This is a genomic window from Pirellulimonas nuda (genome assembly GCF_007750855.1).
Lineage (GTDB): Bacteria > Planctomycetota > Planctomycetia > Pirellulales > Lacipirellulaceae > Pirellulimonas > Pirellulimonas nuda.
Genome location: NZ_CP036291.1, coordinates 5,765,622 through 5,785,834, shown reverse-complemented (window position 1 = coordinate 5,785,834; position 20,213 = coordinate 5,765,622). Strand labels below are relative to the sequence as shown.

The following is a 20,213-nucleotide window of genomic DNA, read 5'->3' as shown; positions in this document are numbered from 1 at the left end:
AGCACACCCTCAATCCGGCACCCCCCAGGCCGATACCCCCTATGGACGCCAAGCACCGCCACGAACTCCAAGAAAACGCGCTCGCCGACTGGCTCGGCAATTTCATCGATCAGGTCCGCCCCTACGTTCCGGTGCTGATCGCCGCGGTCGTGGCGTTGGTCGTGGGGGTCGTGGGCTGGGGCGCCTACCGCGGTTCGCGGGCCGAGGCGAAAGCCGACGCGTGGCGGCTGTACTCCGACGCCATGGTGGGCGGCATGCCGACCCCCGCCCTGCTGGAGCAGGCCGCCGACGAGGCGTCGGGCACCGCCGTGGCCGACTGGGCGGCGCTGACGCTCGCCGACAGCGAGCTGTGGCAGGCGTCGGAGGCGTTCTTTGCAGACCGCACCCGCGCCCAGCAGTCGCTCGAACGGGCCGAACCGCTGTACAAGTCGCTGGTCGGCGCCAGCGACCCGTGGATCAGCGGCCGCGCCCGCTACGGCCTGGCCCGGTCTGCCGAAGTCGCCGGCAACACCGAAGAAGCGGTCAAGCTCTACGGCCTGGTGACCGGCGCGCTGGCGCCCCTGGCCAAGCAACGCGTCGAAGAGCTCAAGAGCCCCGCCGCGGTCGAGACGGTCGCGTGGCTGGCAGAGTCGCAGGCGAGCCTCCCCGGTACGGGCGCCGGCGACGGCCCCGCGGCCGAAGGGGGCCAGCTTACCCCGGACGACGTGCTGATGCCCGCCCCCGAAGGGGGCCTCCCATCGATCGACGACATGCTCAAGAAGTACGACACCCCCGAGGAGTCGGCCGACGAGGAGGCTTCGGAAGGGGCGGACGCCGACAGCACTCCGGCGAGTGAAGACGTCGACGCCGAGGCCGACAAGCCGGAGGCGGACACGGACGCCAAGCCCAGCGATGAGTGAGCCGACGTCGGAGGCCTTTGTTGTTGAGGATGAACAGACGGACCTGCGGCTCGATGCGCTGCTGGTAGCCCGCTACCCGCAGCACAGCCGCGCGGCGATCCAGCGGTCGATCGCGGCCGGGCACGTGCAGGTCGATGGCCGGCAGCGCAAGTCGTCGTACCGGGTATCGCCCGGCGAGGCGATCGCGGTCGCCCAGTTCGAGGTCGCCCGGCCGGGGCCTGAGCCGGAAGAGATCCCGCTGTCGATCCTGTACGAAGACGACGACCTGATCGTGGTCGACAAGCCGGCCGGCATGATCGTCCACCCAGCCAAGGGGCACTGGGCAGGCACGCTGGCCAGCGCGTTGGCGTTCCGTTTTCAGTCGCTAAGCGGAGTCGGCGGGCCGACCCGGCCCGGCATTGTCCACCGGCTCGACCGCGAAACCAGCGGCGTGATCGTGGTGGCCAAGCACGACCGGGCGCACCACGCATTGGCCGATCAGTTCAAGTCTCGCACTGTCGAAAAGACCTACTGGGCCCTGGTGGTCGGCCGGCCCGACCGCGACGAGGACCTGATCGATCGCCCGATCGGCGCCCACCCGCACTACCGCGAGCGGATGGCGGTGCGCGCCGATCACTCCACCAGCCGCCCCGCGCAGACGCGGATGCGGGTGGTGGAGCGCTTCGCCAAGACCGCCCTGATCGCGGCGACGCCGCTCACCGGTCGGACGCACCAGATCCGCGTTCACCTGGCGTCGGTCGGTTCGCCGGTGTTGTGCGACAAGCTCTACGGCGGGCGGAGCCAGATCACCCGCGGCGAGCTCTGGCCCGACGCGCAAGGAGACCCCGCGGAGCTGATCCTGCAACGGCAAGCGCTGCACGCTCAGCAGTTGCAGATCGATCAGCCCACCACCGGCGAGCGGCTGAGCTTCTCGGCGCCCCTGCCGAGCGACCTGGCCCACACAATCCGCTATTTGCGCCAAACCGAAGACTGCTTAGATTGACGTCCCAAACCTGGGTCGCCGTGGCAGCCGCGTTGCCCGGCGCCACCCGCAGTCATCCGTCGAGGGGCGTAGCGTCATGGGCCTATTGAAAGAGTTTCGCGCGTTCGCGATGCGCGGCAACGTAGTCGACCTGGCGGTCGGCGTGGTGATCGGCGCCGCGTTCGGCAAGATCGTCTCCTCGCTGGTGGCGAACATCGTCATGCCCGTGGTGGGGCTGATCACCAGCGGCAAGAGCGTCGAGAGCTTGAAGGTCACCTTCAAGCTGCCGGAAGGGGTCGCCGAAGGGGTTGAGCCGGTCACGATCCAGTACGGGCTGTTCTTGCAGTCGGTGATCGACTTCGTGATCATCGCCTTCGCGATCTTCTTGGTCGTCAAGGCGATCAACACCATGCAGAACCGCTTCCTGGCGGCGCCAGAAGCCAACGAAGACGCCCCGCCGCCGGAAGAGATCCAACTGCTCCGCGAGATCCGCGACGCGCTCAAGAAGCCGTAGCGGCGGGCTGAACGATCTCTCGTAGAGGCGCGGAGAGCCCCGGAGAGAAGCGTTCGCCCCCGGCGTGCTTCTCTCTGCGTTTCCACGCCTCTGCGAGAGCGGCGACTTCTGCGACTATTCCGCGAGGGCTTGCTGCAACGCGGCTTCGGCCTGCTCGAGGTCGTCGCCCAGGTTCGACTTGGCGGGGCTCTCGACCTTCGTCTTGGGGACCGAGGGCTTGGCCGTGTTGAAGACGTTCTGCGAACCTTCCTCGGCCGGGCAGTCGCCGAAGCTGATGCCCAGGGCGCGGGCGGCCTGAACGGCGGGGCCGTTGGGGTCGACCTGGCGGATCTTGTGCACCGCTTCGAGGATGGGCACGCTGACCATCTCCGGCGGGCGCGAGGCGATCATCTCGCCGAACCGCCCCTCCACCACCAGCCGCACGGCGTGGGCGCCGAACATGGTGGCCAGCACGCGGTCGAAGGTGGTGGGGGTGCCGCCGCGTTGCAGGTGGCCCAGGATGCACAGGCGGGTCTCGCGGTGCAGGCGCCGCTCGATCTCCTCGGTCACGGTCTTGCCGACCCCGCCGAGCTTGACCTGCTGGCCGTCCTGCTCCTGGCCGACGTGGCCCCCGCCCGGCAGTTCGGCGCCCTCGGCGACCACCACCAGCGTGAACTTCTTCCCCTGGCTCTCGCGGTGCAGGATCTTGTGGCAGACGTGGTCGAAGTTCCACTTGATCTCGGGGATCAGGATCACGTCGCCGCCGCCGGCGATGCCGGAGTGCAGCGCAATCCAGCCGGCGTGCCGCCCCATCACCTCGAGCACCATGATCCGCTCGTGGCTGGCGGCCGTGGTGTGCAGGCGGTCGAGGGCGTCGGTGGCGCACTCAATGGCGCTGTCGAAGCCGAACGTGAAGGCGGTGGCGGACAGGTCGTTGTCGATCGTCTTGGGGACGCCGACGACCGGGATGCCCGCTTCGTGGAACTGCTGGGCGATCGCCAGCGAGCCGTCGCCGCCGACGCAGATCAGGCCGCTGATGCCGAGTTGTTCGACGGTTTCTTGCACGCCGCGGACCAGCTTGGGGTCGATCTCGACGCGGTCGTCGACACCTTTGACCGCCGCGAAGCGTCCCTTGTTGGTGGAGCCCAGGATGGTCCCCCCCTGCGTCAGGATCCCCTTGGTGCTGGCCGGGGTCAGGTGCATGTACTGGACCGGGTCGTAGAGCCCCTCGTAGCCCTTGAGGAACCCGACGCAATCGTAGCCCGACTGGTGGCAACTCTTCACGACGCCGCGGATCACCGCGTTCAGGCCGGGGCAGTCGCCGCCGCTGGTGAGGATGCCGATTCGTTTCTTGCTCATGGGGATGCGCGCTGACGCGCGTTGTTTGGGTGGGTTGGCAGAGCGGTGTGAAAGCGTAGTTCGCGGCGGGCCGCGTCGCCGAACGGATCGGGCGGCACGCGGGGCCCCAAAGCACGCGCAGCCGTTACAACCGGCCGCGACCGACCCCGAGCCATTCCGCCGAGCCGAGCCGCAGCAGCAGCCCGACGGCGGCCAGTGCTTCGCGGACGTTCAGCTTCGACGCGCCGGCACGGCGGTCGGTAAACGTAAATGGCGACTCGACGATCCGAGCGCCGCGGCGTTTCAGACGCCAAAGAATCTCCTCGAGGTAGGCGTAACCGGTCGCCTGCAACGGATGCTCTTCCAACCCTTGGAGCGTCCGCATTCTATACGCGCGGAACGCGCCGCTGCAATCTTTTACCGGCAGCCGGAGCGCACGAACCGCGAAAAAGTTCAGCAGCCAGCTAGACACCCGTCGCCGCAGCGGCCAGCCGTCGATCCCCCCGCCAGCGGCGTAGCGGGAGCCCACCGCGACGTCGGCGCCCGCCAGCGACGCGACCAGCACCGGGAGCCGCTCCGGCGGGTGGCTCCAGTCTGCGTCCATCGTGCACACCACGTCGTAGGCGTGCTGGGCCGCGTACGAGAACGCAGCCAGGGTCGCCGACCCAAGACCAAGTTTGCCCGCGCGGTGAAGCACAGCGAGTCGCGGGTCTCCGTCTGCGTGCTTGTCGCACCAGGCGCCGGTGCCATCGGGCGAGTTGTCGTCCACCACCAGCACGTCCGCAAGCGGCAGCGCCGCCTCGATGGCCTCGATCAGCGACGGGAGGTTCTCTCGCTCGTTGTAGGTAGCCAGCGCGACGAGCGTGCGGGGGTTCCAAGAAGCGTCGGTCTGCGGGTCCATCGAGCGACGCAACTCTCTGCATACTTGGAACAAATTAGCTGCCGACCTTAGGTCGGCAGCTATTGGCGCTTGCGCACTGCTGGCTTCGATTAGCTCTTTGCGATCGCTCGATAGTAGTCGATCGAACGTGCCAAACCCTCGGAGAACGTGAGTTGCGGTTCGTAACCTAGCACCTCACGCGCCACCGAGATATCGGCCAGGCTCTCGCGGACGTCCCCCGCGCGGGGCGGGTCGAACACGGGGGCTAGCTCTGTTCCCAGAGCCCCGTTGACCGCGGCGATCAGGTCCAACAGGGTGAGCCGGGCGCCGCTCCCGACGTTAATCACCCGCCCGCTCGCCCCGGGGGCCGCGGCCGCCAGCAGGTTGGCGTTTACCACGTCTTCGACAAAAACAAAGTCGCGGCTCTGCAGCCCGTCGCCGTACACCGTGGGGCGTTTGCCCGCGAGCATCCGCGTCACAAAGATCGGGATGACCGCCGAGTACTCGCTGGCGGGGTCTTGCCGCGGGCCGAAGACGTTGAAGTACCGCAGGCAGACCGTCTCGAGGCCGAACGACTTGGTGAACGCCTGGCAGTAGAGCTCGCTGGCGATCTTCGACGCGGCGTAGGGGCTCAAGGGATCAACCGGGTCGGTCTCTCGCTTGGCGGCGAAGGGGCGATCGCCGTACGCGGCGCTCGAGGCCGCGATCACCACGCGCCGCACCCCCGCCCGACGCGCCGAGTCGAGCACCTGCACGGTGCCCGTCATGCACGCCGCGTGCGAGGCAAGCGGATCGCGCAGGCTGGCCGGCACCGACGCCATGGCTGCCTCGTGGAACACCACGTCGGCGCCCTCGACGGCGCGGTCGACGGCCGCGGGGTCGCAGACATCCGCCTCGATGACGTCGAACCCGCCGCCCAGGTGGTCAAGGTTGGTGCGGACGCCGGTCGACAGGTTGTCCAGCACGCGGACCCGGTCGCCGCGAGCAACGAGCGCCGAAGTGAGGTGGGAGCCGATAAACCCGGCGCCGCCGGTAACGACGGCAATGGCCATGCTTGGGTCGCCTTGGTGTGCGTGCGTCGGTGAGTTCAGGCGGCCGGCCTGGCGGCGCGACTCAGCACCACGCACTCCGGCGCCCTTCCGGTGGCGCGGCGGAGCCAGTGGGCCGCCTCGCGAACGAGCCGCGGCGTCGCCGTCGTGTCGTCCGCGAACAACAATCCTAACTCACAACGGCTCGCAAGGGGAAACAAGGCGTCGCTCGGCCCCCGGCAGCACCAGGCCGTGAGGGCGTAATCGTCGCGTAGGGCGGCCAGCAGCGAGAGCATCCCGGCGTCGATCGCGGCGGCCGTGGAGCGGAGCGTGGCGATGTCCCAGCCCGACTGCGCCAGTTCGGGCGCGGCGCGGTCGACGTCTTCGTCCACCAGGTTCACCAGCATCCGCCGCGCGGGGGCTGCGCCCCCCCAATCCGCCTCGAGGGCCCGGGCGACATGCGACAGGTCGAAGCCCTCGTTCAGGCCGCACGCGATGGCGAAGCGACCGGCGGGGGCAGGCAGGACGGACGCGGCGGGAGGATCGACCCGGAGCATCTGCGGAGCCGGAGCCGCGACGGGTTCGACCGAGACCGGTCGACCGTGGAGGGTCCGCAACGCCGCCGAGATCTTTCCCTTCCGCATCACTCGGCCCCGCGGAGGTTAGCGAACAACCTGCGGTACTCGCTGCGGCGCACCTCGGGGGTCGCCTCGAACGGCTCTACTTCGCGTTCGATGACGAGGATGGTCTCGTCGTCGGCGTCGCCGGCCGACGGGTTGGCCGAGATCGTCGGGAAGTACTCCTCTTCGAAGTCGTCGTCCAGCTCATCCAGTTCCGTGTCGCCAGAGTACGCGCCGACGCCGGAGCAGACCCGCGCGCCGTCGCACGGCTCTTCGCCGCAGATGGCCAGGCTCCGCGTGGGTTGGAACGAGGCCTCAGCGATCGGGAGCGGCTCGTCGTCTGCATCGAGGCCCTCGTCCAGCGTGTCGATGGGCTCCGCCGGCTCTGGCAGGGTTTCTGGCTCGCTTGTCAGCCGGGCCAGATTTTCCGCGAGCGCCCCGTCGAGCCGGTTCACGACGAACGGCGTCGAGGTGTGGAACGCCGCCCCCAGGCTGGCGTAGCGGTCGATGACCAACTCTTCTTCTTCCCACCCTTCGCCAAACGGGTCGACCACCGGGGGCGATGGGGGGAGGGTCGCCAACGCTTCGTCTGCGTTGTAGCTGGACGCCCGCGACGGCGACGGGTCCGGCGCCTGGGCCACGGGCGCCGGGGCCGGTGTAATCGCCGCGGCGGCCTCGGTCGGCTCTTCTTCTTCCACTACGTCCAGGTCTTCCAGCTCCCCGAACTCTACCCCCGCGTGCGGCGACGGGGTCGGCGCCGCGGCGACCTCCGGCGTGTACCAGGGCGCCGGAAGTTGGTGCAGTTCCGACCACGCCTGCTGCACTTGCAGCGGCTCGATCGGGTCGGCCGGCAGGTCGACCAGCCGCTGGCTGAGCTGGTTCAGCAGCCGCGGGACCCCGTCGGTGGCGCGGAACAACAGGTCGATCGCGGCAGAAGAGAAGCGGTCGGGCGATCGGCCCGCGGCCGAGAGGTGAGACCGCACGTAGGCCTGCGTCTCGTCGTACGACAGCGGCGTCACGTAGCACCGCGTCGCGATCCGCTGACACAGCGGCTCGAGCTCCGCGGCCGCCAGCAGCTCGTCTAGCGTGGGACCGCCGGCGATCACCAGCCGCACCGCCGGCTCGCCTCCTTCGGTCACTAGGTCGCCCAGCATCCGCAGCTCGTCCAGCAGCTTGACCGACAGAAGCTGCGCCTCGTCGACGATCAGCACGGCGCCGAGCGGGCGATCGCCCAACGACCGGAGCCCCTCGATCACCGCCAGCCGCAGCTCGCCCTCCTCCCGGTCGCGGTAGGGTTTTCCCATCGCAAACAGCATCGCCTGCAGCAGCGCGCGGCGGGTGCAGATCTGCGTCGACGCCAGCCGGACCACCGCGCCCCGGTCGCCCACCGCCTGAGCGACCATGTCTAGCAGCAACGACTTGCCAACGCCCGGGGCGCCGATCACCAGCGCCGGGCCGTCGCCGCGCGTCACGCAATCCACCACCGCGCGGCGTGAGCCCTCGATCGCGGCGCCCGGGAAGTACCGGTCGATCCGTGGCACCGACGGGAAGACGCGCGAAACAGACTTGGACGTGGGGCTCGCAGCGGCCTGGTTCATGCTTGCAGTGGGCTGGGTCATGGGGCAGGCACTCGGGTAACGAACGGGACGCAGACGGAGGTTGAATCGGCACACGGTCGGGCCCGCCTTGACCCTGTCCCGTCCCGCGACGGACATCCGTCGCTGGGTCAGGCGACCAACCGCCGGACAGCGCCCCCTGCGGCGCGGCGGAAATCGGCGTCGGTCATCGGCGTCGGCCCGGGGCGCGCAGCGCGTCGCTTGACCGCCACCGCCGTTCCGGCGAGCGCAGCGGTCAGCGCCAACAGGCACAGGCCCAACACGCGTCGGGGAGAGCTTTGTGCAGCCACGGCCGGTTGCGGCTGGAGTTGTTCGGGCTGGGCCGACGCCGCCGCTTCGGCCTCCGACTCTCGCGCCAGCAGTGCCAGCGTCTCCCGCCGGCGATCAAACAGGTCGGCGATCTCGGACACCAGCTCGGCGGAGACCTTCCCCGCGGCGGGCTCGGGCGAAATGGGCACGCCGCTCGCCGCGCCCAGCCACAGCGCGCCGGTGGTCTTCGGGTAGGGCATGGGACGCGGCGTGGGGGCGTCCGCGCGCGAGGCGGCAATCGCGGCGCTGCGCAGGCGGATCTCGGCGTCGATCTGCGCGAGTTCCTGGCGGGCGCCGTCGTCTCCCCAGCAGCGGGCCTCTACGCCCGCCAGCAGGGCCGCGACGGCCATCGTGGTGAGTCTTATTCGCATCGGTTATCCTGAACATCCAATCAGGGCGGGTGGTCCTGTCCGTATCGCTTGTATCGGTCGCTCCTAGCACAACGAACCTATGTTCCGCGTAAAAATCTGCGGGGTGACGACGGCCCAAGACGCCGCGGCCGCGGTTGCTGCCGGGGCGGACGCGATCGGGATTAACTTCTTTCCAGGCAGCCCACGCTGTGTCTCCTCCGCCCAGGCGAGTGAGGTCGCCAAGGCGGCGCAGGGAGCGCTGCGCGTTGGGGTGTTCGTCAACGCGTCTGCTAGCATGATCGTGGCGGCGGCCGAAGAAGTGGGGCTAGACGCGGTGCAACTGCACGGCGACGAGCCCCCCGCCGCGGCCATCGAGCTGGCCGCGCTGCTGCCAGAGGGGGTGGCGCTGCTGCATGCGTTCCGGCTCCCCACGGGAGATTTGTCGGCGGTGGCGTCCTACGCCGCGGCGGTTGCCGGCGGCGGCCGCCCGCTAGCGGCCGTGCTGGTAGACGCCTACTCGCCTGCCGCCTACGGGGGCACGGGGGCCCGAGCCGATTGGCGTGCGTTGTCTGGTTGGCGCGAGCGGCTGCCGGGGCAGAGGCTGGTGCTCGCCGGCGGCCTGACCCCAAAGAACGTCGCGGAGGCGATCGGCCAGGTTCGGCCCGACGGCGTCGATGTCGCCAGCGGGGTAGAATCGTCGCCGGGGGTGAAGGACCAGGCAAAAAGCCGCCTCTTTGTGGACCAGGCGCGCAAGGCGTTCGACCACGTGTGAGCCGGGGCGGCCCCGCCCCCGTCGGGGCGGACTAGGGGCGGCAATCTAGAGGCGCCGGGGCCGGAAGCGGCCCGGCCCGCTGCGATTCCGCTTTTTGGCCCGTTGCCCCTGTGGGCGCCCCCTTACTACACTGTTACCGCTATCGAATCTTTGATCCCTCCTGGAGAGCCCCGGTCGTGCCGCAAGTCGAAACGGAAAAGTTGCCGTACAAAGTTCTGGATTGCACACCCGAGCGCTTTGAAGAGCTCGCTGCATTCGGCCGCAAAGAGATCTCGCTGGCCGAGAACGAGATGCCGGGCCTGATGGCCCTCCGCCAGAAGTACGGCAAGAGCAAGCCGCTTGCGGGCGCCCGCATCGCGGGCTGTCTGCACATGACCATCCAGACGGCCGTGCTGATCGAGACGCTGGCCGAGCTGGGCGCCGAGGTCACCTGGAGTAGCTGCAACATCTTCAGCACCCAGGACCACGCCGCGTGCGCCATCGCCAAGGCGGGATACGCCGTGTTCGCGTGGAAGGGCGAGACCGACGAGGAGTTCGATTGGTGCATTGAGCAGACGATCACCGCGTTCCCGTCGGGTGAGCCGCTCAACATGATCTTGGACGACGGCGGCGACCTGACCGCCATGATCCACGACCGCTTCCCCGAGCTGCTCTCGGGCATCAAGGGGATCAGCGAAGAGACCACCGCCGGCATCCACCGCCTCGAGGTGCTCAACCGCACCGGCAAGCTCGGCTGCCCCGCGATCAACGTCAACGACTCCGCCACCAAGAGCAAGTTCGACAACCTCTACGGCTGCCGCGAGAGCCTGGCGGACGGCGTGAAGCGCGCGACCGACATCATGCTCGCCGGCAAGGTAGCGGTGGTGTGCGGCTACGGCGACGTCGGCAAGGGCTGCGCCCACAGCCTGCAGCGCTACGGCTGCCGCGTGATCGTCACGGAGATCGACCCCATCAACGCCCTGCAGGCCGCGATGGAAGGCTTCGAAGTCACCACGATGGAAGAGGCCTGCAAGGAGGGCAACCTGTTCGTCACCACGACAGGGAATAAGGACATCATCCTTGGGCAGCACATGGTGCACATGGCCGAGGACGCCATCCTGTGCAACATCGGCCACTTCGACACCGAGATCGACATCGCGTGGCTCGAAGCCCAGGTCAAGGCGGGCAAGGTCACCAAGGTAGTGATCAAGAGCGAGAAGGAAGGCGCCGTTGACCGCTACACCTTCAAGGAAACCGGTCGCTCGATCCTTACCCTCGCCAAGGGCCGGCTGGTGAACCTGGGCTGCGCCACGGGGCACCCGAGCTTCGTGATGAGCACCTCGTTCACCAACCAGACGCTCGCCCAGATCGAGCTGTGGAAGAATGCGGGCGAGTACGAGACCAAGGTCTACCTGCTCCCCAAGCGGCTCGACGAAGAGGTCGCCCGCTTGCACCTCGGCAAGCTGGGGGTGAAGCTCACCAAGCTGACCCAAGAGCAGGCCGACTACCTGGGCGTGCCGGTCGAGGGGCCGTACAAGTCGGACCACTACCGCTACTAATGCGGGCGAGAGGAATCCAACAACCAAGCGGGCCGCCAGAGAACCCTGGCGGCCCGTTTTTTGTTTTCACGTGGAACGTCGGGCCGCATGCAGCCGGTGTCGCCCAGCGGCGTCGATCGACGGCGATTGGCCGGCCCCGTTACACTCGTAGGTTGAGCGTGGTTGCCGCCCCTGCTGAGGGCCGCGGCCGACGACTTCGATCCCAGCCGCCCCAACTCAAGTGAGCTCTACCGTGGTTCGTAACGCGCTGCTTCTCTTGATGCTTCTCGCTGCCGCCCAACACTCGGCCGCCGAGTTCACCCACCCCAAGCCGGTGGCGGTCCGCTGGTGGGGGCAGGGGATGGTCTCGGTTGAAACCTTCGGCAACCTCACCGTGGTGATCGATCCGTACGGCGGCGACATCGGGTACGACTTGCCCGAGCTCTCCGCCGACCTAGTGCTCGTGACCCATGAACACGCCGACCACAACAACGTCGGCGGCGTGGGGGGCGGGCCCGTAATCGTGCGTGGGCTGAACGACGCCGGGGCGGTGAGAGAACTCCATCACCTGCTCGACCGTCCACCCACCACATCGAAGGTGATCTGGCGTAGCAATACCAAAGCGGACTCAGCCAAGACATCGAAGGACGCTGTTGGCGTACGGTCCGTTTCTGCTTGGCACGACGAACGACAAGGCGCCGATCGCGGAGCCACCGCGGTGTTCTCGATCGTTGTTGATGGGGTGAACATCGTCCATTGCGGGGACCTCGGGCAATCGAAGCTCACTGACTCACAAGTTGCTCAGCTCGGCACGGTCGATGTACTGATCTTGAGTGTTGAAAGCGACGCGGCAGTAACAATCGTCGAACAACTCAACCCGCGCTACGTCGTCCCCATCCACTACAAGACCGACCGGCTGAAGATTCCGCTCGAGCCGATCGACTCTTTTCTCGCCGCGGTCGGTGACCGCTGGGAGGTCGATCGGCCCGTGGTCAACACCCTGGCCGTCAGCGCCGCGGACGGCGACGACGAGACCTCAACACGCGTCGTGGTGCTGGGCTACGAGCCGTGGCGGCCCAGCGGCGAGCTGGCCGCGCTCATGGACCGGATGCAGTCCGCGGGCGAGGCTTCGCAGGGGGTGTTCGCCAAGCTCTCGCAAGAGCAGATGAGTTGGCGACCGCCGAACGGGTCGCACACGCCGCGCTGGAACGCGGAGCACATGACGGGTCGGCAGCTCGGGTTCTTCTCGCAGATCTACGCGGCGCTCGATCCAGAGATCGCAGCGATCGACCTGAACCCGGCGCAGATGCCGGACAAGTACCGGCCGGCCCACCCCGACTGGGACGGCGCCGAAGAGGCGCGCCAGATGGAGCGCTCGGCCGCCTTCGTCCGCCGCTTCGCCTACTTGCTGGACGGGGTCGATCCGGACGCCCGCGCCCCCGGCAGCCGCTGGACGCTGCGGCGACTGTTGCAGCAGATGGAGCGGCACTACGGCGAGCACACCGCGAACGTGCAGAAGAAGTTTGAGCTAGAGGGCTGGCCGGCGGGGTAGGTTCGGGAGAGGCGCCCTCTTGGCTAAGCGAATACCTCGTTCTCAATCTCGACGTGCAGCACTTCGAGTCCCCCACGCTTCGCTTGGGCGAGCGCTTCGCGCACCAGCGCTGAGAGCTCGCCCGGCCGATGGCAGACCCAGATGGCCGCGTGGCCGGCACGCATCGTGAGCATCGCGTCATCGAAGCCGGCCTCGAAGACCGCGTCTTCGAGGTCGTCCCCGATGTCGTCGCTTCTCAGGATCAAGTAAAACTCAGGCGTCATCGGGCAACCCTCCGGGGCATTGGTTTACGCGACGCACGATGTCGCGGGCATGATCTTCAGGGTTTCGCGGAGTCGACCAAACGGAGAACTTGCAGAGTCTGTGCCCGTGCGAACAAAGCAGCCGGCAGTAGGCGTGGCTCGCGGGCTGTTTCACTCTCCAACCCATCGAGACGGCGTACTTGATCGCCGCGCGGATGTGCTTGTTCGGGTGCATCCCTACTATTGTAGGCCGCTGCTTTGGGGAAAGCACTGGGGATTTCGGCCCTCTGCCGGGCGCCATAAACTGAGGGCTCGCCCCTCGCCCCGAACCCCCGCCACGGTCCCATGCCGCACCTTACCCCCTTCCGCGGCCAGCGTTACGACCTCGCCCGCGTGGGCGCCCTCTCGGACGTGGTCGCCCCGCCGTACGACGTGATCGACGCCCAACTGCAACAGCAGCTCTACGACCGCCACCCAGAGAACGTGGTGCGGCTGATCCTGAACAAGGACCAGCCCGGCGACAACGACGGCGAGAACCGCTACACCCGCGCCGCGCGGCTGCTGCGTACGTGGACACGCGACGGGGTGCTGTTCACCGAGGGGGACCCCGCGATCTATGTCTACCACCAGCAGTTCACGGAGCAGGGGCGCGAGTTCACCCGCCGCGGGTTCATGTGCCGCTGCCGGCTCACCCGGTTTGGCGAGGGCAATGTCTACCCCCACGAAGAGACCCACGGCGGCGCCAAGGCGGACCGGCTCAAACTGTGGCGGGCCTGCCGGGCGAACCTGTCGCAGATCTTCGGCCTCTACCCCGACCCGGACAACGCGGCCCAGACGCTGCTCGACACGGCGATCATCGGGCAGACCGCGCTCGAAGCCACCGACCACCTGGGGGTGCTCAACCGCCTGTGGCCGGTGACCGACCCCGACGTTCAAAACGAACTCGCGGCGCTGATGACCGACCTGCCGCTCTACATCGCGGACGGCCACCACCGCTACGAGACCGCCTGCAACTACCGCGACGAGGTCGCCGCCGAGTGGCGCGCCGAGCACGGCACGGACCTGCCCGCCGACCACCCGGCCCAGAGCGTGCTGATGATGTGCGTCTCGATGAGCGACCCGGGGATGATCGTGCTTCCCACCCACCGGTTGTTCCGCGGCCTGCCGGCGATGAGCGCCGCTCAGCTTCAGGCCAAGCTGGGCGACTGCTTCTCCTACGAGCCCGCGGGCACGGGCCCCGGCGGGGCGCCCGGAGTGTGGGAGCAGGTGGAGATGGAAGACGACCAGGGGACGCTGGCCCTGTACACCGCGGCCGACCAGGCGTGGACGCTGTGCCGCATCACGGACGCCGGCCGCAAGCGGATGGCCGAGGCCTCCACCGACCACACCCCCGCCTGGCAGCGGCTGGGGGTGAGCCTGCTGCACCGGCTGATAATTGACACGCTGCTGCAGGCCGCCGACGCCCCGGCGCCCAAGTACGTCCGGGCCATCGACGAGGTGGTGCACGGCCTCACGCACGGCGACGACACCGGCCGCGACCTCACCGGCCAGCAGGCCACCGGGGGCCATTTCAACCTGGCGGCGATCGTCATGCCCGCCACGGTAGAAGACATCCGCATCCTCTCCAACGCCGGCGAACGCATGCCGGCCAAGAGCACCTACTTCTACCCGAAGGTGCTGAGCGGGCTGGTGATCAACCCGCTCGAGTAACGCGTGTAGGGTGCACGCAGTGCACCAGCACCTCAGCAGCAGCCACCACTCTACCGCCGGTGCACTGCGTGCACCCTACTGTTCATCTCCCCGATGTTCCACGTGAAACGCGGGCGCAGTCTGCGGGGGATTGGTGTTCCACGTGAAACGGGGGAGGTTGGACGGTTGTGTCACGTGGAACGTGGGGGCGCTGCTCGCACGCGTCGAGGCGACGCCGCTCGCGACTCCACAGGGTGGCCAACACTAGGCTGCTGGTGACCATCTGAAACGGCAGCCACAGGCACGCCAGCGCAATCAGGCGGAAGGAGAATGCGCCGGCCACCCGCGCCAGGCCAAGCCCCACACAGATCCAGGTCGTTAGCCACATCGCGTGCATCAATGAGAACCGGAATGGCTCAGCAGGGGGCGGGTGGGTTTGGAAGAACTCTGTCCGCTCCGCCAAGGTGTGACCGGCAAGGTTGTTGATCCCCGCCAACCCGCCGAACGACTGGCCGACGATCGTCCCTAGCCCCGGCCCCGCGGCGAAATAGACCAGGGCGGCCGGCATGATCCATCCGGGGTCTGATCCGCGCTCCACCAGACAAAAGGGCCAACCCAGGCAGAGGAGCGCGATCAGCCCGCCGCAGAAGACGCCGAGGCGATCCCAACGGGGGGTCCAATCCACAGAACGCAGATACAAGCGGACGAGAGCGCAAAACAGCGACGAGACAAGAGCCGAGACGATCAAGCCGACCCAGACTCCACATCCCCCGAACATCACGGCGCCCCCCAAGCAGCCGCCCAAGGCGTAGACATCGAACGTCGGTTCTGTAAGTGCCAGCCAAGGGACCGCGAACAGGATGAACCCCGCCGCAAGGAGCGGCGGGTACGCGGCGCCCGCCAGGGCGAGCATGCCTACCAGGTGTGTCCACTTTCCCGGGGGCGGTCCGGGAGGACCCTCAGGAACCTCCATCCCGGGCTTGAGGATCACCTGACCACGCTTGGCCCGCACCCCGGCTGGTTCCCACAGCGGCGACGGGTACTCCGGGGCGCCCTCTAGCCGCGGGTCGGTTTCGTCGTTGGCGTCGTTGGCGTCGTTGGCGGTTGGCGCTGGTTGCATAGCCGCGGCTCCTCTCCCGATTCTAACCGCGGCGCCGGGGAAAGGGCGCATGTCGGATCGGTTCAGTCGTTTGGGCGGGGTGCGGCCGCTTGAGCCTCGGGGCGGGCGACTGCTCGTTTCCGCCGCCGTGCTTTCCGCGCGTCGGCCCACCGATCGTATCGCCGCGCCAACCGCAGCATCAGCCGGCCGCTCAGGAACTGCAGCGGCGGCGCGAGGCACAGCAGCCCCAGCGTTCCGGCGGTCATCAGCCCGGCGGCCTTGGCCGCGGTCAGGCAGACGCTCGCCCAGGCCGTGATCAGCAGCAGCTGCTTGATCGAGACGCGCCGGGCCTCGGCCGCCGGCGGGTTCACGCGGCCATGCCGCGCGTCCAACAGCTCCTGTTCCTTCAGGTTCCTGACGCCCCCCAATGCGCCAAAGAACTGTCCGACCAGCGTCGCTACGCCGGGACCCAACGCCAGGAAGGCCCAGAACTCGGAAGTCATCTCAAAGGAGAAGAAGGCGCTCCCCGAGGCGATCGGCCACGCCGTGCAAACAAGCCCGACGAGCCCCCCCAGAGCAACGCCCAGGCGATCCCACCCCGGCCGCCAGCCCAGGGTCGCCAGGAACAGCTTGCTCAGCAGCAGTGTCCATACCGAGACGAACCCCGCAAAGAAGCACCCAATCACGAAGGCGGGCAACAAGGCAAACAAGTCGAACAAGCCTGGCAAGTCGACCCGCAGCGGAACGCCCATCAGCCAGCCGACCGCGACGCCCGCGACGAACCACGCCAGGAAGATGAACGTCGCGACACAAGGGTAGACGCCCCCGCCGAGTGCGATCATGGCGCCGAGGAACAACCAGCCGTCCGCCGGGTCGACCCGCGCCGACCCGTCCAACCCGACACGGGACCGGGCTTCCGCTCGCTGGGCGCGCACCTGCGCTAGATCGAGCGCCAGCTTGTGCTCGTCCAACGCAGGGGCAGCGCTCGCGAACCCGTTGCTGGGTTCGGGCGCGTCGGTGCTTTGCTTCTTGTGTGGAGACATTGGTGGTGCTGCCTGATGTCAATCTAATCTCTCACGCGGCCCATCACACCGGCGTGCCGCGGGGCAGCCCCAACAGCCAGCGTTCTCTCCTCCAGGCGAGCCACAGCACGGCCATGCCGGTCACGGTTTGAAAGGGGAGCCACAAGCAAACCAGGGCGACCAAGCCCACGGACGCCGCGTTGGTCGCCCGCAGCAGGGTCAGCCCGATGCACAGCCAGAACGTCAGCCACATCGCCTGCATCAAGGAGAACCGGAACGGCTCGGCGCGGGGCGCGGCGGTGCGGAAGTACTCTAGCCGCTTCGCCACGCCGTGGCCGGCAAGGTTTCTGATGCCGGCCGCGGCGCCGAACGCTTGGCCGATGATCGTCCCCAGGCCCGGGCCCGCGGCGAAGAAGATCAGCGCGTCGAACGTCCAACCGTCACGGGTCGGACTATTGAAGAACACCGCGGGCCACCCCAGGCAGACGAGCGCCACAAGCCCGCCACAAAACGTGCCGAGCCGGTCCCAGCGCGGCCGCCACTGGAGCGACCGGAGCACCAGCGCCACCACGCCGTGCACCGCGAGCGCGGCCGCGGCGCACCAGAAGAGCCCGAACAAGCCAGATGCGACGGCGATGCTCAGCATCAGCATCGCTCCCCCCAAAAAGGCGTCCACGTCGAACCGCACGTCGCCGGCCGCTAGTTCCGCCGCGAACACCACGCCGCCCCACACCAGCATCAGGCATAGGAGCACCAGCGGGTAGCATCCCCCCGCGAGCGCAATCCTGCCGCCGAGGTAGAGCCAGTCGTCCGTCGGATCGGGGTCGTCGCCGGGGGGCCTGTGCTTCTCGAACACCCCGGGGGCGTCGAACTTCGGGGCCGCGTACGGGGTGGTGGGCGTCGGCGGGAGCTGGTGCGGCGCCCAGTAGTCTTCCTGAGCCGGGTCGGGGGGCGGGTTGTGCATGGTGTGTTTCCGTTGGATCGCTCAACCCGCGTCCAGGCGCGGCACGCGTCCCGACCCGTGCCTGGGCTTCTCTCTGCCGAGCCACACGAGGCGCCGCCGGTCAAAGAACCAAGCCCAGCGGACCATCAGCTTGGCGGACAAGAACTGCAGCGGCGACCAGACACTCAGCAGCACCAGCAACTCGGCATTCATCACGCCCATTGCACGCGCCGCGCCCAAGCCCACGCACACCCACGCCGTGACCCCCATCAACTGTTTGATCGAGACGCGGAGCCCCCGACACGGTTCGCTGACAGACAAGCCCCGCAGGTCCGCGATGAGCCGCTGAGACTTGACGATGTGGACCCCGGCTAGCCCTCCGAAAAACTGACCGACGAGCGTCGCCAGTACGGGGCCGGCCGCGATCAACATCGCCGCGTCCTGCGTGTTCCTCAGGTAGGGGTCGATGGGCCGCAGCACGAGCGGCCAGGCGGTGCAGATCAGCCCGACCAGCCCGCCGCCGAAGGCGCCCAGCCGGTCCCACCCCGGTCGCCAGTCAAGAGTCGCGAGCACTCCCCTTACGAGCAGCAGGGTCCACAGGCAAAAGAAGCCCGTGAAGAGAAAGCCGAAGACGATCGCCATCGGAGCGAGAGCGATCAAGAACGCCGCCGCTGTCGCGAGCGAGCTCAGGCTTTGGTATTTCGCGTAGGGGTCTGCTAGCAAGTACACCACATACAGCAGCGTCGCCCCGAGGCCGAGGTACACCCCCCCTCCGAACGCGATCGTGAACCCGACGTGCTCCCAGCCGTCCGGCGGCTCGACGCAGGCGGGCTCGGCCGTCTTGGCGTCCAGGGTCGTTTCGGGGCGTTGGGCGCGTACGCTTAGGGGGTCGATCCGCGGGTCGTCGGTCGTCGGCGGTTCTGGCATGGCTGCGGTTCCTGCTGCCCCGATTCTAACCGCACGCTAGCAATCGGGGGCAACTGACCTTGGGCTGCCCCCCGCGACTTCCCTACACTCCCGCCCGCAACGATCCCGGATCGTTCGTTGGTTCAAGTCTCGCCCCTAACCCCTCGCCCCCGCTGATGGGTCGCGTCCTCTGCATCGCCAACCAGAAGGGAGGCGTCGGAAAAACCACGACCGCCGTCAACCTGTCGGCGGGGTGCGCGCGCGCGGGGATGAAGACGCTGCTGGTCGACCTCGACCCGCAGTGCAACGCCACCAGCGCGCTGGGGGTCGAGCCGACCAACCGTCACCCGCTGGTCGAGCAGTCGCCGATCCGCGAGTCGGTGAAACCCACGGCCTACGCGGGCCTCGAAGTGCTGCCCGGCAGCCGCAGCTTCCACGACGTCGACGCGCTCGCCACGGTAGACGACAACCAGAGCCGCCGCGTGGCGGAGCACCTTTCGGCCAGCCTGGCGGTTTACGACCTGGTGTTCGTCGATTGCCCGCCGTCGCTGGGGGCGCTGACGCAGACGGCGCTGGCCACGGGCGACGAGGTGATCATGCCGCTGGAGTGCGAGTACTTCGCCATGGAGGGGCTCACGCAGATGATCGAGCTGATCAAGAGCGTGATGAGCCGCCGCAACGCCCGCTTGCAGTTCGGGGGGATCTTGCTCACCAAGCACGACCACACCCTGGAACTGACAAGAGAGGTAGACCGCGAGGTCAGGGGGTTCTTCGGGGACGTGGTGTTCCAGACCGTCGTTCCGAGGGACGTCGCCCTGGCTGAAGCCCCCAGCCATGGCCAACCGATCTTCGATTACGCTCCCCGATCGCGGGGCGCCCGGGCCTACATCGAGCTCTGTCAGGAGATACTTGGACGTGACTAACCAACGCCGCCTTGGACGTGGACTCGAAGCACTCTTGGGCCGCTCGCTGGACGAACCCGCGCCGCAGCCTGTGATGGAGGCCGCGCCCGCCGAGGGCGCCGCGCCGCTGCCGGAGTTTGTGTCGCGCGACGAGGCGGGCCAGCTTTGGCTCGACCTCGGCGTGATCCAGCCGAACCCGTTCCAGCCGCGGAAGCATTTTGATGAGGTGGAGATCGCCGACCTGGCGGACAGCATCCGCGAGCACGGCGTCTTGCAGCCGCTGGTGGTCCGCCCGATGGAAGAGGGGGGCTACCAACTGATCGCCGGCGAGCGCCGGTTGCGCGCGGCGCAGGCCGCCGGCTGGCGCCAGGCGCCGGTGCAGCTGAAGAACGTCTCCGATCAGCAGATGGCCGAGCTGGCCATCGTAGAGAACGTCCAACGCAAAGACCTGAACGCCATCGAGAAGGCGACCAGCTTCCACAACTACTTGCAGCAGTACGGCTGCACCCAGGAGGACCTGGCCAAGCGGATCCACATCGACCGCTCGACCATCGCCAACCTGATCCGCTTGTTGGACCTCCCCGAAGGGGTCCGGCAGATGGTGGTCGAGGGGGACCTTACTCAGGGCCACGCCCGCGCGCTGCTGTCGCTTGGCGAAGAAGAAGAGCAGACCAAGTTCGCCAAGCGCATCAAGCAAGAAGGCCTGTCGGTCCGCGCCACCGAGCAGGCGGTGCAGAACCAGGTGCACGCGCTCGACGACGACCTGCTGCGTTTGGTGACCGCCGAGCAGTTCGAGGAAGGGGGCGACGCCCCGGCGCCCAAGGCGCCCGCCACGCGTGGCGAGCAGCTCGCGGCCCTTGAGCAAGAACTCCACAACGCGCTGGGGACCAAGGTCGCCCTGCAGCAGAACGCCAAGGGGAAGGGGCGGATCACGATCCACTTCGCCAGCGTCGAGGAGTTCGACCGCATCCGCGCGATCCTCGTCCCCCAGCAACAAACCTCCATGGCCGCGTAGCGCCGGGCGCTGAGTGACACAATAGCTGCCGACCTACGGTCGGCGCGTTCGACGCCGGCT

Annotated in this window: 20 protein-coding genes; 9 read left to right on the top strand and 11 right to left on the bottom strand. The window is 68.2% G+C overall.

Translation table 11 applies throughout. The annotated features are described in order from the left end of the window. The first annotated feature begins 41 nt into the window (after positions 1-41). The 3 genes from Pla175_RS22530 to mscL all read left to right on the top strand — a co-directional run bounded on the left by Pla175_RS22530 (position 42) and on the right by mscL (position 2,374). Positions 42-899 (top strand): hypothetical protein, encoded by an 858-nt coding sequence (locus tag Pla175_RS22530; protein ID WP_145290996.1) that lies wholly within the window; start codon positions 42-44, stop codon positions 897-899. Continuing rightward, the gene (locus Pla175_RS22525; RefSeq protein ID WP_145290994.1) at positions 892-1,881 is read left to right on the top strand and encodes an RluA family pseudouridine synthase; all 990 of its coding nucleotides are present in this window, start codon (positions 892-894) and stop codon (positions 1,879-1,881) included. The genes Pla175_RS22530 and Pla175_RS22525 overlap by 8 nt, the downstream gene beginning before the upstream one ends. A gap of 76 nt (positions 1,882-1,957) precedes the next feature. Then, positions 1,958-2,374 (top strand): large-conductance mechanosensitive channel protein MscL, encoded by a 417-nt coding sequence (mscL, locus tag Pla175_RS22520; protein WP_145290992.1) that lies wholly within the window; start codon positions 1,958-1,960, stop codon positions 2,372-2,374. Between the two features lie 114 nt (positions 2,375-2,488). Here mscL and Pla175_RS22515 read toward each other — a convergent pair whose 3' ends face one another. The 6 genes from Pla175_RS22515 to Pla175_RS22490 all read right to left on the bottom strand — a co-directional run bounded on the left by Pla175_RS22515 (position 2,489) and on the right by Pla175_RS22490 (position 8,515). Continuing rightward, on the bottom strand, positions 2,489-3,712 hold the full coding sequence (locus tag Pla175_RS22515) for a 6-phosphofructokinase (protein ID WP_145290990.1): 1,224 nt from the start codon (positions 3,710-3,712) through the stop codon (positions 2,489-2,491). A gap of 124 nt (positions 3,713-3,836) precedes the next feature. Continuing rightward, positions 3,837-4,604, bottom strand: coding sequence for a polyprenol monophosphomannose synthase (locus tag Pla175_RS22510; RefSeq protein ID WP_231954022.1), 768 nt, complete (start codon positions 4,602-4,604; stop codon positions 3,837-3,839). Positions 4,605-4,681: 77 nt separating this feature from the next. Then, positions 4,682-5,623, bottom strand: coding sequence for an NAD-dependent epimerase/dehydratase family protein (locus Pla175_RS22505; RefSeq protein ID WP_145290987.1), 942 nt, complete (start codon positions 5,621-5,623; stop codon positions 4,682-4,684). A gap of 35 nt (positions 5,624-5,658) precedes the next feature. Further along, entirely contained in the window at positions 5,659-6,243 is a 585-nt protein-coding gene (locus tag Pla175_RS22500; protein ID WP_145290985.1) for a hypothetical protein, read from the bottom strand. Then, complete coding sequence (locus tag Pla175_RS22495; protein ID WP_197527074.1) at positions 6,243-7,838, bottom strand: ExeA family protein; 1,596 nt, start codon at positions 7,836-7,838, stop codon at positions 6,243-6,245. The genes Pla175_RS22500 and Pla175_RS22495 overlap by 1 nt, the downstream gene beginning before the upstream one ends. A 107-nt stretch (positions 7,839-7,945) precedes the next feature. Continuing rightward, positions 7,946-8,515 (bottom strand): hypothetical protein, encoded by a 570-nt coding sequence (locus tag Pla175_RS22490; protein ID WP_145290981.1) that lies wholly within the window; start codon positions 8,513-8,515, stop codon positions 7,946-7,948. Positions 8,516-8,594: 79 nt separating this feature from the next. Here Pla175_RS22490 and Pla175_RS22485 point away from each other — a divergent pair, with 79 nt between their 5' ends. The 3 genes from Pla175_RS22485 to Pla175_RS22475 all read left to right on the top strand — a co-directional run bounded on the left by Pla175_RS22485 (position 8,595) and on the right by Pla175_RS22475 (position 12,335). Further along, positions 8,595-9,266, top strand: a complete 672-nt coding sequence (locus Pla175_RS22485; protein ID WP_145290979.1) for a phosphoribosylanthranilate isomerase — start codon at positions 8,595-8,597, stop codon at positions 9,264-9,266. Positions 9,267-9,442: 176 nt separating this feature from the next. Next, on the top strand, positions 9,443-10,804 hold the full coding sequence (gene ahcY, locus Pla175_RS22480; protein ID WP_145290976.1) for an adenosylhomocysteinase: 1,362 nt from the start codon (positions 9,443-9,445) through the stop codon (positions 10,802-10,804). A gap of 259 nt (positions 10,805-11,063) precedes the next feature. Next, complete coding sequence (locus Pla175_RS22475) at positions 11,064-12,335, top strand: MBL fold metallo-hydrolase (protein WP_145290974.1); 1,272 nt, start codon at positions 11,064-11,066, stop codon at positions 12,333-12,335. A gap of 23 nt (positions 12,336-12,358) precedes the next feature. On the opposite strand, the gene Pla175_RS22470 is transcribed toward Pla175_RS22475, so the two are convergent. Beyond that, positions 12,359-12,598, bottom strand: a complete 240-nt coding sequence (locus tag Pla175_RS22470) for a hypothetical protein (RefSeq protein ID WP_145290972.1) — start codon at positions 12,596-12,598, stop codon at positions 12,359-12,361. A 324-nt stretch (positions 12,599-12,922) separates the two neighbouring features. Between Pla175_RS22470 and Pla175_RS22460 the strand changes: the two genes are divergently transcribed. Beyond that, positions 12,923-14,287, top strand: coding sequence for a DUF1015 domain-containing protein (locus tag Pla175_RS22460; RefSeq protein WP_145290968.1), 1,365 nt, complete (start codon positions 12,923-12,925; stop codon positions 14,285-14,287). 82 nt (positions 14,288-14,369) lie between these two features. Here the strand turns inward: Pla175_RS22460 and Pla175_RS22455 are convergent, their stop codons facing one another. The 4 genes from Pla175_RS22455 to Pla175_RS22440 all read right to left on the bottom strand — a co-directional run bounded on the left by Pla175_RS22455 (position 14,370) and on the right by Pla175_RS22440 (position 18,257). Beyond that, a complete protein-coding gene (locus Pla175_RS22455; protein WP_145290966.1) occupies positions 14,370-15,386 on the bottom strand; it encodes a hypothetical protein in 1,017 nt (338 codons plus the stop codon). A 62-nt stretch (positions 15,387-15,448) separates the two neighbouring features. Then, the gene (locus Pla175_RS22450) at positions 15,449-16,408 is read right to left on the bottom strand and encodes a hypothetical protein (protein ID WP_145290964.1); all 960 of its coding nucleotides are present in this window, start codon (positions 16,406-16,408) and stop codon (positions 15,449-15,451) included. 43 nt (positions 16,409-16,451) lie between these two features. Next, positions 16,452-17,351, bottom strand: a complete 900-nt coding sequence (locus Pla175_RS22445; RefSeq protein ID WP_145290962.1) for a hypothetical protein — start codon at positions 17,349-17,351, stop codon at positions 16,452-16,454. A gap of 21 nt (positions 17,352-17,372) precedes the next feature. Next, entirely contained in the window at positions 17,373-18,257 is an 885-nt protein-coding gene (locus tag Pla175_RS22440) for a hypothetical protein (RefSeq protein ID WP_145290960.1), read from the bottom strand. 155 nt (positions 18,258-18,412) lie between these two features. Between Pla175_RS22440 and Pla175_RS22435 the strand changes: the two genes are divergently transcribed. Both Pla175_RS22435 and Pla175_RS22430 read left to right on the top strand, forming a co-directional pair. Further along, on the top strand, positions 18,413-19,159 hold the full coding sequence (locus Pla175_RS22435) for a ParA family protein (protein WP_145290958.1): 747 nt from the start codon (positions 18,413-18,415) through the stop codon (positions 19,157-19,159). After that, entirely contained in the window at positions 19,152-20,153 is a 1,002-nt protein-coding gene (locus Pla175_RS22430) for a ParB/RepB/Spo0J family partition protein (protein WP_145290956.1), read from the top strand. Before Pla175_RS22435 ends, Pla175_RS22430 begins: the two co-directional genes overlap by 8 nt. The last annotated feature ends 60 nt before the right edge of the window (positions 20,154-20,213 follow it).